The sequence below is a fragment of the Sphingomonas endophytica genome (assembly GCF_001476895.1).
Lineage (GTDB): Bacteria > Pseudomonadota > Alphaproteobacteria > Sphingomonadales > Sphingomonadaceae > Sphingomonas > Sphingomonas endophytica_A.
The window spans coordinates 108383-120818 of sequence record NZ_LDTB01000013.1 but is presented as its reverse complement, the minus strand read 5'-3'; the positions used below and the strand labels follow the sequence as shown (position 1 = coordinate 120818).

General features: G+C 70.4%; 14 protein-coding genes. 9 read left to right on the top strand and 5 right to left on the bottom strand.

Features of this window, described 5'->3' with window-relative positions; translation table 11 throughout:
- The first annotated feature begins 112 nt into the window (after positions 1 to 112).
- Complete coding sequence (locus tag NS334_RS17630; protein WP_083500284.1) at positions 113 to 274, top strand: DUF1674 domain-containing protein; 162 nt, start codon at positions 113 to 115, stop codon at positions 272 to 274.
- An 11-nt stretch (positions 275 to 285) separates the two neighbouring features.
- Positions 286 to 855: an AAA family ATPase gene (locus NS334_RS19415; RefSeq protein WP_428835041.1), complete on the top strand. Its 570-nt coding sequence runs from the start codon at positions 286 to 288 to the stop codon at positions 853 to 855.
- A 277-nt stretch (positions 856 to 1132) separates the two neighbouring features.
- Here NS334_RS19415 and NS334_RS06305 read toward each other — a convergent pair whose 3' ends face one another.
- Together NS334_RS06305 and tsaD are read right to left on the bottom strand one after the other, a co-directional pair.
- Complete coding sequence (locus NS334_RS06305; RefSeq protein ID WP_058755114.1) at positions 1133 to 2113, bottom strand: NAD(P)H-dependent glycerol-3-phosphate dehydrogenase; 981 nt, start codon at positions 2111 to 2113, stop codon at positions 1133 to 1135.
- Entirely contained in the window at positions 2110 to 3135 is a 1026-nt protein-coding gene (gene tsaD, locus NS334_RS06300) for a tRNA (adenosine(37)-N6)-threonylcarbamoyltransferase complex transferase subunit TsaD (RefSeq protein WP_058755128.1), read from the bottom strand. The genes NS334_RS06305 and tsaD overlap by 4 nt, the downstream gene beginning before the upstream one ends.
- Positions 3136 to 3255: 120 nt before the next feature.
- Between tsaD and hemC the strand changes: the two genes are divergently transcribed.
- From hemC to NS334_RS18585, 3 genes are read left to right on the top strand one after another with little or no spacing between them, the layout of a single operon-like run.
- Positions 3256 to 4149 carry a hydroxymethylbilane synthase gene (gene hemC / locus NS334_RS06295; protein ID WP_058755113.1) on the top strand — a complete coding sequence of 298 codons (894 nt, stop codon included), beginning with the start codon at positions 3256 to 3258 and terminating at the stop codon, positions 4147 to 4149.
- Positions 4149 to 4796 (top strand): uroporphyrinogen-III synthase, encoded by a 648-nt coding sequence (locus tag NS334_RS06290; RefSeq protein ID WP_058755112.1) that lies wholly within the window; start codon positions 4149 to 4151, stop codon positions 4794 to 4796. The genes hemC and NS334_RS06290 overlap by 1 nt, the downstream gene beginning before the upstream one ends.
- A gap of 24 nt (positions 4797 to 4820) precedes the next feature.
- Positions 4821 to 5708, top strand: a complete 888-nt coding sequence (locus NS334_RS18585; protein WP_058755111.1) for a hypothetical protein — start codon at positions 4821 to 4823, stop codon at positions 5706 to 5708.
- Between the two features lie 523 nt (positions 5709 to 6231).
- On the opposite strand, the gene NS334_RS06280 is transcribed toward NS334_RS18585, so the two are convergent.
- The gene (locus tag NS334_RS06280) at positions 6232 to 7803 is read right to left on the bottom strand and encodes a lysine--tRNA ligase (RefSeq protein WP_058755110.1); all 1572 of its coding nucleotides are present in this window, start codon (positions 7801 to 7803) and stop codon (positions 6232 to 6234) included.
- A 32-nt stretch (positions 7804 to 7835) separates the two neighbouring features.
- Between NS334_RS06280 and NS334_RS06275 the strand changes: the two genes are divergently transcribed.
- On the top strand, positions 7836 to 8363 hold the full coding sequence (locus NS334_RS06275) for a sterol desaturase family protein (RefSeq protein ID WP_428835040.1): 528 nt from the start codon (positions 7836 to 7838) through the stop codon (positions 8361 to 8363).
- Positions 8364 to 8380: 17 nt separating this feature from the next.
- Here NS334_RS06275 and NS334_RS06270 read toward each other — a convergent pair whose 3' ends face one another.
- A complete protein-coding gene (locus tag NS334_RS06270; protein WP_058755108.1) occupies positions 8381 to 8587 on the bottom strand; it encodes a hypothetical protein in 207 nt (68 codons plus the stop codon).
- Between the two features lie 42 nt (positions 8588 to 8629).
- The gene (locus NS334_RS06265; RefSeq protein WP_058755107.1) at positions 8630 to 9565 is read right to left on the bottom strand and encodes a ribose-phosphate pyrophosphokinase; all 936 of its coding nucleotides are present in this window, start codon (positions 9563 to 9565) and stop codon (positions 8630 to 8632) included.
- A 79-nt stretch (positions 9566 to 9644) separates the two neighbouring features.
- Between NS334_RS06265 and NS334_RS06260 the strand changes: the two genes are divergently transcribed.
- From NS334_RS06260 to ribD, 3 genes are read left to right on the top strand one after another with little or no spacing between them, the layout of a single operon-like run.
- Positions 9645 to 10982, top strand: a complete 1338-nt coding sequence (locus tag NS334_RS06260) for a glutamate--tRNA ligase (protein ID WP_058755106.1) — start codon at positions 9645 to 9647, stop codon at positions 10980 to 10982.
- Positions 10979 to 11350 carry a hypothetical protein gene (locus tag NS334_RS06255; protein ID WP_241491828.1) on the top strand — a complete coding sequence of 124 codons (372 nt, stop codon included), beginning with the start codon at positions 10979 to 10981 and terminating at the stop codon, positions 11348 to 11350. The genes NS334_RS06260 and NS334_RS06255 overlap by 4 nt, the downstream gene beginning before the upstream one ends.
- Before the next feature lie 25 nt (positions 11351 to 11375).
- Positions 11376 to 12434: a bifunctional diaminohydroxyphosphoribosylaminopyrimidine deaminase/5-amino-6-(5-phosphoribosylamino)uracil reductase RibD gene (ribD, locus tag NS334_RS06250; protein WP_058755127.1), complete on the top strand. Its 1059-nt coding sequence runs from the start codon at positions 11376 to 11378 to the stop codon at positions 12432 to 12434.
- Positions 12435 to 12436: the final 2 nt, after the last annotated feature.

Here is a 12436-nt window from a genome sequence, read left to right as displayed (position 1 = left end):
ACGGGCAGGGGTGCGGGGGCGGCGGGCGTCAGCCACGCGGGCTCGGCTTGCAGGCGGTCATGGCGCTGCATATGTCCCTGTCCTCCGCCGGGATCAATTGGAAGGACCAGCGATGGGCAAGCGCCCCGACCATGTGAAACCGCCCGCGCACCTGACGCCGAACACGCCGGTGCCGGAACCGGAGCCGATCGGACCGCGCGACGACGACCCGCTGGGCCGCGATCCGACCCGGTTCGGGGACTGGGAGCTGAAGGGCGTGGCGGTCGATTTTTGAGGTGGTCGGTCGTGGTTGCCCGAGGTCGGCGTTGTCGGAATCGATCGAATTTTGGAAATCGCTGGCAATGGACCTTAGCTGCTATCGATCGGGCAAAGCGACGGCAGAGGAATGGAATGCCTACGGCTCACCTTGTTTTCGGCTTCTTAGGCTCGGGGAAAACGACGCTAGCCAAGCGTCTTGAGCTTCAACATAACGCCGTCCGTTTCACGCCTGACGAATGGATGGCACGCCTGTTTGGTGAAGACCCGCCCGCCGACACGTTTCAGCATAGGGCTACGGCTATTCTCGATATCATGCAGCCGATTTGGGCTCGTTGCCTATCGCTGGGGCTCAACGTTGTTCTCGATTACGGCTTGTGGTCTCGGGCGGAACGGGATCGCGTGCGGGCCGTGGTCGCGGACTTAGGGGCAACCTCAGTGTTGTGGGCTGTAAGCTGCTCCGATGGCGAGGCCCGGAAGCGCATTGCCCTTAGGAACGAGGCTGCTCACCGAAGCCTATACATTGCTCCTGCCACCTTCGACCTGCTCAAGGCGCGGGTTGAGCCGTTGGGCGTGGACGAGCCGCACGCGGTGGCGTGACCATACCGGCGCAGCTTTCCCGAATACGAACCCGTAGCGAGACGGTTGCCCGCGTGATCTCCCCGAAGCCGTCTCAGGCCCGATCATTCCCAAAAACTGTTCCCGATAGCTATTTCCCGAAATGGCCGGTCGGAGATGGAAAAACGGGACAGATCACCTGCAGGTGTCGGCTCTTATCGCGAGCCCAGATCGCTGGCAGGCACGTTCGCTTTTTTGGCCTGACGTAACGACGGGCTCGTTCGACATGCCGTCCCCGCCGGACCGACGATGCAGCCGATCACACCTCGTCCTTCAACGGCCGCGCCAGCAGGTCGCCCACCACCGCGCGCACATCGCCACCGTCCAGTAACCGGCACACCGCCGCCGTGATCGGCATTTCCACTCCGGCGGCCTGCGCCGCCTCCAGCAGCACCGGCGCGGTGAACGCGCCTTCCGCCACCGTGCGCCGGTTCGCCAGCAGGTCCGCCGCCGCCTCGCCCCGCCCGATCCCGACGCCCAGCGAGAAATTGCGCGAGGCGGTCGAGGAACAGGTCAGCACCAGATCGCCCAGCCCAGACATCCCCGCCAGCGTTTCAGCCCGCGCGCCCTTGGCGAGGCCGAAGCGGGTCATTTCGGCAAAGCCGCGCGCGATCAGCGCGGCGCGCGCATTCTGGCCCAGCCCCGCGCCGTCGACTACGCCGCATGCGATCGCCAGCACGTTCTTCACCGCCCCGCCGATCTCGGCACCGATCACGTCGCTCGACGCATAGGGGCGGAAATGCGGCGCGGCGATGGCCAGCGCCAGCGCGGCACGCGCGACATCGTCCGCCCCCGCCAGCGTCACCGCCGTCGGCAGCCCGCGCGCGACCTCGTGCGCGAAGGTCGGGCCCGACAGCACCATCACCGGCGACAGCGGATGCTGGTCGTGCGCGACCTCGCTCATCAACAGGTGCGTCCCCGCCTCGATCCCCTTCGAGCAGACCACCAGCGGCTGACCGTTGGCGGGGAGCAGCGCCAGCACCGCGCGCATCGCCTGCGCGGGGGTGACGATCAGGTTCGCCGCCGCTTCGGCCACCCACGCCAGATCGCCGGTCGCGCGGATGTGGGGGGAGAGGGGGACGCCCGGCAGATAGGCGGCATTTTCGTGCGTGGCGTTGATCGCCGCGACCAGCGCGGCGTCGCGCGCCCACAGCCGCACCTCATGCCCGTTGGTGGCGGCGACCTGCGCCAGCGCGGTGCCCCAGGCGCCCGCGCCGATCACGCCGATCGCGCCGCTCATGCCTTCACCCCCGCGCCGCGCACCTTCTCGGCCTCCGGATCGAGCGGCCAGCGCGCGCGCGCGGCGGTGTCGAGCGGATCGGTCAGCCCGGCGGCGAAACGCTCCGCGCCCGCCCAGGCGATCATCGCCGCATTGTCGGTGCACAGCCAGCCGGGCGGCGCGACGAAGCGCAGCCCGTCTTCCGCCGCCAGCGCCTGCAACGCCGCGCGCACCCCGCCGTTGGCGGCGACGCCGCCCGCGACGACCAGCGCGGTCGCGCCGTCCGCCACACGCAGCGCGCGGCGGGTGCGGTCGATCAGGCAATCGACGACCGCCTGCTGGAAGCTGGCCGCGACATCGGCCGCGGCATGATCGGGCGCGGCGCGCGCCACCGCCGCCTTCAGCCCGGCGAAGGAGAAGTGCGGCTCCGGCGATCCCTTCAGCGGGCGCGGCAGCGGCACGGCGCGCGCATTGCCCTGCGCGGCGGCGCGCTCGACCGCCGGGCCGCCGGGAAAGCCGAGGCCGAGGATCTTGGCGGTCTTGTCGAACGCCTCGCCCGCCGCATCGTCGATCGTCGTCGCCAGCCGCCGATAGCGCGCGACGCCCTCGACCAGCAGCAGCTGGCAATGCCCGCCCGACACCAGCAGCAGCATATAGGGAAAGGCCAGATCGGGGTCGGCAAGGCGCGGGCTGAGCGCGTGGCCCTCCAGATGATTGACCGCGATCAGCGGCTTGCCCGCCGCATGGGCGAGCGCCTTGCCCGTCACCAGCCCGACCATCACCCCGCCGATCAGCCCCGGCCCGGCGGTCGCGGCGATCGCATCGACATCCGCCAATGCGACCCCGGCCTCGTCCAGCGCCGCCTCGACCAGCGGCTGCAGCACCTCGACATGCGCGCGCGCCGCGATCTCGGGCACGACTCCGCCATAGGGGCGATGCGCGGCCTCCTGTCCGGCGAGGCGATGTGCGAGCACCTGCCGCTCGCCAGTGACCAGCGCGGCGGCGGTTTCGTCGCAGGAGGATTCGAGGCCCAGGATCAGCATGGCGGTCATCTAGGACATCGCGTCCGCCATATCGACCCCGCCGCCGTCATTGCTTCGCTACGCTCGCAGTGGTGCCCCCAACCCTTGCCCCCACCCACCGAAGCCGCCAAGACGCACCCCATGTTCCGGCTCGGCACCCGTGGTTCGCCCCTTGCGCTCACCCAGGCAGGCATGGTGCGCGACGCGCTGATGGCCGCGCATGGCTGGGAGGATGTCGAGATCGTCGTCATCCGCACCACCGGCGACCGCGTACAGGACCGTGCGCTGGCCGAGATCGGCGGCAAGGCGCTGTGGACCAAGGAACTCGACCGCGCATTGCTGGCGGGCGAGGTCGACGCCTGCGTCCATTCGATGAAGGATGTCGAGACGCTGCGCCCCGATGCGATCGCGATCGCCGCGACCTTGCCGCGCGCCGACGTGCGCGACCGGTTGATCGGCGCGGAGTCGATCGCCGGCCTGCCCGATGCGGCGGTGATCGGCACCAGCAGCCCGCGTCGCACCGCGCAACTTCGCCGCCTGCGCCCCGACGTGTCGGCGGTGCTGTTCCGCGGCAATGTCGACACGCGGCTCGGCAAGCTGGCGACCGGCGAGGTCGATGCGACACTGCTGGCGGCGGCGGGGCTGGAGCGGCTGGGGCGGCACGATACCGGGGTGGCGATCCCGCTCGACGTGATGCTCCCCGCGCCGGCGCAGGGGGCGGTCGGGATCGAGACGCTGGCGGAGGGGCCGGCGCGCGCCCTGGTCGCGGCGATCGACGACGCGCCGACGCACCGCGCGATCGCCGCCGAGCGCGCCCTGCTCGCAGGGTTGCGCGCCGATTGCCACTCGCCCGTCGCGGCGCTGGCGATCGTCGAGGGCGGCGCGCTGTTCCTGCGCGCGCAGCTGCTGTCGCCGGACGGGGCGGCGGCGATCGAGGGCGAGGCGCGCGGCGACGATCCGGTCACGTTGGGCGCGATGCTGGCCGAGGACCTGCTGGAGCGCGCGCCGCCCGCGATCCGGGTCCTGTTCGGCTGATGCGACCCCGCGCGCTGGTGCTGCGACCGGCGCCCGGCAATGCGCGGACCTGCGCCGCGCTGGTGGCGGCGGGGGCGGAGCCGGTCGCGCTGCCCCTGTTCGAAACGGTGCCGATCGCGTGGCAGTTGCCCGATGCCGGGGCGTTCGACGCGCTGCTGCTGACCAGCGCGGCGGCGGTGCGACATGCCGGCGACGGGCTCTCCGCGCTCGGCGCGCTGCCGGTGGTGGCGGTGGGTGACGCGACCGCGACGGCGGCGCGGGCGGCGGGGTTGAACGTCACGCTGGTGGGGCAGGGGGATGCCGCCTCGGTCGTGGCGCGCGCGGCGGCGTGGCCGCGCCTGCTGCACCTCGCCGGGCGCGAGCGGGTGGCGCAGCCCGGCGTGACCGCGATCACCGTCTATGCCAGCGAGGCGCTCGACCTCCCGCCCGCCGCGCTGGGGGCGGCGCGCGGTGCGGTGGTGCTGCTGCATTCCGCGCGCGCCGCCGCGCGATTCGCGCTTCTTTCCCGCGCGATACCGCGTGCCACGATCCGGCTCGCGGCGCTCAGCCCGGCCGTCGCGGCGGCGGCGGGGGAGGGCTGGCGATCGGTCGCGATCGCCGCGACGCCCGACGATGCCGCGCTGGTGCGCGTCGCGATTGACCGCTGACGCGGGCACGGAGATAAGCGGCGGATGAGCGAACCTTATGGCACGCCGCGCAGCACGTCGCGATCGCGGATCGGCCCCGCCCTGGCGCTGGCGATCCTCGCCTTCGTGGTCGGGCTCGGATTGATGGCCTATGCGGTTCGCAACACGCCCGGCTTCTTCGCACGCGGGCAGCAGGCCGCCGCGCCCGCGCCGCAGCCGGCCGCCACCGCCGCGCCGGCGAATCCGGACGCCAACACGCTGGCGCTGCGCGAGGCGGCGCTGGCCGCGCAGCTCGCCAATCTGGAGGCGCGCGCCGCGCGGACCGACGCCGACACCGCCGACGCGGCGGTCAGCGCGGGCAAGGCGGAGGCGATCCTCGTCACCTTCGCTGCGCGTCGCGCGCTCGATCGCGGGGCGGGGCTGGGTTATCTGGAGGGCGAGTTGCGTCGCCGCTTCGGGCCGACCCTGCCGCAACAGGTCGCCACCGTGATCCGCACCGCGCGCCAGCCGGTGACGCTGGAGGATCTGCGCGAAAGCCTCGACGCCAGCGCGCCGATCCTGCTCGCCACGCCCAGCGACTGGTGGAGCGGGATCGGCAGCGAGTTGCGCAACCTGATCGTCATCCACCGCGAGGGTACGCCCTCGCCGCTGCCGTCCGACCGGCTGGCGCGCGCGCGGCGGCAGCTCGACAACGGCAACGTCCAGACCGCGCTGGCGGAGGTCGAGCGTCTGCCCGGCGCGGCCGATGCCGCGAACTGGACCGCCGCCGCGCGCCGCTGGATCGACGCGCGCACGGCGCTCGACACGCTGGAAAGCGCGGCGATCACCGGGGCGTACATGCCGCCGCCCGCGCGCGTCGCGACGCCGCAGCCCGCGCCGTCGCCGACAGCGGAGGAAGCGGACGGCGCGGGCGGCGGCTCGCCGCTGCTGTAAGAGTCTCGCGGCGGAAGCCGGAGCCTTGGATGTGGTACGCCGGACCGCGACAGGCCGCAGCGTTCGCCGGGTGAGCGGCAGGGTGCGGTGCCTGATTTCTTACCGCTTCGCGCGCGGCGGACCTGCATGATCTCGCGCAGAGACGCGGAGGCGCGGAGAGGCTGCGCGCCGGGCAGCGGTTCCGGCAGGCGAGGGCCGGCGATGATCGTGGCGAGTGTCCTTCGCTTTTCCGCAACGCGCCGGGGTGCAGCCGCAGCGCCGTTTCCCCTGTCATCCCGACGCGGACCGGGATCCATCTCACCGCCGGAGCCGCCGCATCGGCGTGTGTGGGACGCTGGATCCCGGCCTGCGCCGGGATGACGGAAGGAATTTGCGGGCACGTCCGGCGCGCGGGTGACGGATGCGTGATCTCACGCCGGGACAGAGGGCGGTCGGCGTCGGCCGGGGCAGCCGTGGCCAGCGCCTCCTCTCCGCGCCTCCGCGCGACCCCTTCCTCATTCTTCCGAACGCAGCGACGCCGCGCTTACCGCCCCAGCGCCGCAGCGATCAGCGCGCGCGTGTTCGCGATGCCGTAGAGCCGGATGAAGCTGCCCATCCGCGGCCCCTGGCTCGATCCCAGCAGCGTCTCGTACAGCGCCTTGAACCAGTCGCGCAGTTCCGCGAACCCGCCGGTCTTGCCGATCTCATAGACGATGTTCTGGATATCCTCCGCGCTCGCCTCTTCCGGCAGCGCGGCCAGTTCGGCGTCCAGCCGCTCCAGCGCCGCCACCTCGACGCCCTCGGGCGCGCGGCGCTTCAGCGTCGGGGCGATATGATCGCGGTGGTACGCCAGCGCGTGCCCGATCAGCCGGTCGAGCTCGGGGTAGGCGGCGGGCGTCGCGTCGGCGACATAATTCGCCAGATACGCCCATACCTGCTCGCGCGTCGCGCCTTCGCCCATCACCCCGACCAGATTCAGCAGCAGGCCGAACGTCACCGGCAACGCGCCGTCGGGCGGCGTGCCGTCGTGGACGTGGTGAACGGGGTTGCCGAGCCGCTCCTTTACCGCCTGCCCCGCGTAATTGCCGCGGAACTGCCAGTAATCGTCCACCGCACGCGGGATCACGCCCATGTGCAACTGCTTGGCCTTCTTCGGTTCGCGATAGATATAGAAGGCCAGGCTCTCTTCGGGACCATAGGTCAGCCATTGCTCGATCGACAGGCCGTTGCCCTTCGACTTGGAGATCTTCTCGCCCTTTTCGTCGAGGAACATCTCGTAGTTGAAGCCCTCGGGCGGCCGTCCGCCCAGCACGCGCGCGATCTTGGACGACTGGACGACCGAATCGATCAGGTCCTTGCCCGCCATTTCGTAATCGACACCGAGCGCGACCCAGCGCATCGCCCAGTCGACCTTCCATTGCAGCTTGGCGGACCCGCCCAGTGCGGACTGGACGATCCGTTCTCCTTCGTCCTCGAACGCGATCATGCCCGTCTCGGCATCGACCACCTCGACCGGCACCTGCAGCACGATGCCGCTCTTTGGGCTGACCGGCAGCACCGGCGAATAGGTCGCGCGGCGCTCGGCACGCAGCGTCGGCAGCATGACGTCCATCACGCCCTGCCAGTGACGCAGCACGCCCTTGATGGCGTCGTCGAAGCGGCCGGACGTATAATAGTCGGTCGACGAGGCGAATTCGTAGTCGAAGCCATAGCGGTCGAGGAAATCGCGCAGCATCGCATTGTTGTGCGCGGCGAAGCTGTCGAATTTGCCGAACGGATCGGGGATGCGCGTCAACGGCTTGCCGAGATGCGCGCGCAGCATGTCGCCGTTGGGCACGTTCTCGGGCACCTTGCGCAGCCCGTCCATGTCGTCGCTGAACGCGATCAGCCGCGTCGGCAGGTCGCTGAGCGCGTGGAAGGCGTTGCGGACCATCGTCGTGCGCAGCACTTCGTTGAATGTGCCGATATGCGGCAGCCCCGATGGGCCGTAGCCGGTCTCGAACAGCACCGGCGCGCCGCCCAGCTTCCCGTCCGGATAGCGCTTGAGGAGCTTGCGCGCCTCTTCATACGGCCAGGCCTTGGAATCGAGAGCGGCGGAGCGGAGATCGTCGGTCATGATGGCCAGCGACGTAGCGGGACGCGCGCCCGATGGCTATATGGCCCGCGATCATGTCGTTCTGGGCCGCCCTGTCGCTTTTCCTCCTCACCGTCGCGCTGATGGAGGGGTTCGCCTATGTCATGCACCGCTGGGTGATGCATGGGCCGGGCTGGTTCCTGCACGAGAGTCATCATCGGCCCCGCACCGGCAACTGGGAGCTGAACGACCTGTATGCCGCGATCTTCGCGGTGCCGTCGTTCGTGATGATCCTGGGCGGGGTACAGCTCGGCTGGTGGCCGGGCTTCACCTGGGTCGGCGCCGGGATCGCGGCCTATGGCGCGATCTATTTCGGGTTCCACGACGTCATCGTCCACCGCCGCCTGCCGTCCCGCTATCTGCCGAAATCGGCCTATATGAAGCGGATCGTGCAGGCGCACCGGTTGCACCATGTCGTGGAAACGCGCGAGGGCAACGTCAGCTTCGGCTTCCTGATCGCACCGAAGCCGGAGGATCTGAAGGCGGAACTCAAGCGCCGGGGGCGGGCGGGCGTGCGCAAGTCGGTGGGCGCGGACGACTGATCGTCACCTTTCGTCATTCACGCGAGCCGCTTCGTCATTCCCGCGCAGGCGGGAATCCAGAGCCTCTGACGTTGCGGCTCTTGCGAAGGCCTGCGCGTCTGGATTCCCGCCTGCGCGGGAATGACGAGGGTGGCATAGAAGGCCGGGGCATCGAACGTCCCGGCCACCCGCCCTACCGTCTTTGCGAGCGCAGCGAAGCAATCCAGCGCGTCCTGATCCGCCACCGGATTGCTTTGCTGCGCTCGCCATGACGCGGCAAACTCACCTCAGTCGAACAGCGACGACACGCTCGCCTCGTCCGAGATCCGGCGCATCGCCTCCGCCAGCAACGGCGCGATCGTCAGGTGGCGGATCTTGTTCGCGCCCGAGATCGCGTCCTGATTCCCGATCGAGTCGGTAATCACCAGCTCGTGCAGCGCCGATCCCTCGACCCGCGCCACCGCGCCGCCCGACAGCACGCCGTGCGTGACATAGGCGACGACGTCCTCCGCCCCGGCTTCCTTCAGCGCCGCGGCGGCGTTGCACAGCGTGCCCGCCGAATCGACGATATCGTCGATCAGGATGCAGAAGCGCCCCTCGACGTCGCCGATGATGTTCATCACCTCCGATTCGCCCGCGCGCTCGCGGCGCTTGTCGACGATCGCCAGCGGAGCGTTGTCCAGCCGCTTCGACAGCGCGCGCGCGCGCACCACGCCGCCGACGTCGGGCGAAACGACCATCAGGTTCTTCTCGCCGAAGCGCGAGCGGATGTCCGCGCTCATCACCGGCGCGGCGAAGAGGTTGTCGGTCGGGATGTCGAAGAAGCCCTGGATCTGCCCGGCGTGCAGGTCGACCGACAGCACGCGATCCGCCCCCGCCGTCGTCACCAGATTGGCGACCAGCTTGGCGGAGATCGGGGTGCGCGGCCCGGGTTTGCGGTCCTGCCGCGCATAGCCGAAATAGGGCAGCACCGCGGTGATCCGCTTGGCCGACGCGCGCTTCAGCGCGTCGATCATGATCAGCAATTCCATGAGGTTGTCGTTGACCGGATAGCTGGTCGACTGGACGACGAACACGTCCTCGCCGCGCACATTCTCCATGATCTCGACGAAAATCTCTTCATCGGCGAAGCGCCGCACCAGCGCCTCGGTCAGCGGCACCTCCAGATAGTCGGAGATCGCGCGCGCCAGCGGCAGGTTGGAATTGCCGGTCATCAGTTTCATGAGCAGGAACCCTTTCGAGCGCCCGTTTAGGCACGGGGGCTGGCGAGGGGAAGGGGCGGCGCGTAAAGCCCGTGGGACAATGACCATCGTCACCCGCTTCGCTCCGTCGCCGACCGGCACGCTCCATGTCGGCAACATCCGCACCGCGCTCCACAACTGGATGTGGGCGAGGGCGCACGGCGGGCGCTTCCTGCTCAGGATCGACGATACCGATGCGGAGCGCAGCGAGGAGCGGTTCGTCGACGCGATCCGCGCCGACCTCGCCTGGCTGGGGCTCCACCCCGATGCCGAGGAACGCCAGTCGGCGCGCTTCGATCGTTATCAGGCGGTGTTCGAGCAATTGCGCGACGCCGGCCATATCTATCCCGCGTACGAAACCGCACAGGAACTGGACCTGAAGCGCAAGATCCTGCGCGGGCGCGGCCTGCCGCCGGTGTACGATCGCGCCGCGCTGGCGCTGACCGAGGCCGATCACGCCAGATTTGCCGCCGACGGCGTCCGCCCGCACTGGCGCTTCAAGCTCGATCGCGCGACGCCGATCGTGTGGGACGATCTGATCCGGGGGCCGCAACAGTTCGACGCGGCGACGATGAGCGACCCGGTCATCCGCCGCGCCGATGGATCGTGGCTCTACATGCTCCCCTCTGCGATCGACGACCGCGAGATGGGCGTCACGCATGTTGTGCGCGGCGAGGATCACGTCACCAACACCGCGCTGCAGCTGCAGATGTTCGCCGCGATGGGCGCGCCCCCGCCCGCCTTCGCGCACGAGGCGTTGCTGACCGGCGCGGAGGGCAAATTGTCGAAGCGGCTCGGCAGCCTCGGCGTCGATGCGCTGCGCGAGGAAGGGATCGAACCCGCCGCGATCGTCTCGCTGCTCGCCCGCCTCGGCACCAGCCAGCCGGTCGAGCCGCACGCCGACCCCGCCCCGCTGATCGCGGCATTCGACTTCGCGCATTTCGGCCGCGCGCCCGCGCGCTTCGACGAGCGGGAACTGGCGCAGGTCAATGCGCGCATCGTCCACCAGCTGTCGTTCGATGCGGTCGCCGACCGGCTCCCGGCGGGGATGGACGAGACGACATGGCTGGCGATCCGTCCCAATCTGGAGACGGTGGCGGGCGCCGCCGAATGGTGGCGGGTGATCGAGGGGCCGGTCGACGCCCCCGCCGCGCCGGACGATGCCGGTTATCTGGCACAGGCCGCCGCCGTCGCGCGTGACCTCGACTGGTCGAGCGACCCGTGGCACGCGCTGACCGCCGCGCTGAAGGAGGCCACCGGGCGCAAGGGCAAGGCGCTGTTCCTGCCGCTGCGTCGCGCGCTGACCGGGCTCGACCACGGCCCCGACATGGCGGCGCTGCTGCCGCTGATCGGGCGCGAGCGCGCGGTGGCGCGGCTGGACTCGAAGGCGGGCGCATGACCTCCTATATTCGCCCCATGCCGTCGTTCCTCGCCCGTCTGTCGCCGACCAACGCGTTTCGCGACCTGCGCTTCTTCATCCGCACGCGCGAGCGGTACGAATGGAGCTTCTTCGCGCTGTCGGTGACGCTGACCGCGCTGATCCTCTGGGCGTTCGTCCATGATTCCTACGCAGAGAAGGAATACAAGCCGAACATCATCTATTTCCAGCAATGGACGCTCGACCGCACCGATGAGCAGATCATCGCGCAGCAGAAGATCGACCAGGCCAAGCGCGTGATCGCCGAGCGCGAGCAGAAGGCGCGCGAGGAGAAGCTGCGCGCCGGGTTCAAGCGGCTCGACGACAAGCTCAACGCGATGGGCCTCTGACGCGTTGAACGACGACGCGCGCTGGATGGCCGCCGCGCTCGCGCTGGCGTCGCGCACGCGCGGGGCGACCACGCCCAACCCCAATGTCGGCTGCGTGATCGTGCGCGAGGGCCGTGTCGTCGGCCGGGGCTGGACGCAGGCGGGTGGCCGGCCGCACGCGGAGGCGATGGCGCTGGCCGAGGCCGGAGATCGTGCGAAGGGCGCGACCGCCTATGTCACGCTCGAACCCTGCGCCCACGTCTCCCCGCGCGGTCCCGCCTGCGCCGACCTCCTGGCGGCCAGCGGCGTGGCGCGTGTGGTGGCCGCGCTCGGCGACCCCGACCCGCGCACCGACGGCACCGGCTTCGCGCGCCTGAGCGAAGCCGGGATCGCGGTTTCGACCGGCGTTCTCGCGGACGAAGCGCGCCGTTCGATGGCGGGTTTCCTGATCCGCCGCGCGCTCGGTCGCCCGCATGTCACGCTGAAGCTGGCGCTGTCGCTGGACGGCGCAGTGTCGATGGCGGACGGCCGCAGCCGCTGGATCACCGGCCCCGTGGCGCGCGCGCATACCCACCTAGAGCGCAGCCGCCACGACGCGATCCTCGTCGGGCGCGGGACATGGGAGACGGACCGCCCCCGCCTGAACGTGCGCCTGCCGGGGCTGGAGAGCCGCAGCCCCTTGCGTGTGGTGCTCTCCTCCAAACCTCCCCTGAAAGGGGAGGGGGACCGCCCGAAGGGTGGTGGAGGGGTCGCCCCACGCGGAAACCTCTCAAGCCCCAGCACCCCTCCGTCAGCCTTGCAGGCTGCCACCTCCCCTTGCAGGGGAGGGTTGATACACATCACCCACCCCACCGCCGTCGCCACCCTTCCCGCCGACCACCTCTTCGTCGAGGGCGGCGCGCGGACCGCCGCCGCGTTCCTGAACGCGGGCCTGATCGACCGCCTCCTCCTCTACCGCGCGCCCATCGTCATCGGCGGCGGGCGCACGCTGCCCGACATCGGGCTCGGCGCGCTGGCCGAAGCGCACGGACGCTGGCGGCTGGTGGACGCGCGCGCGCTTGGCAGCGACCGGCTCGAGGTCTACGAGGCCGCGCGAGAGGCGTAATC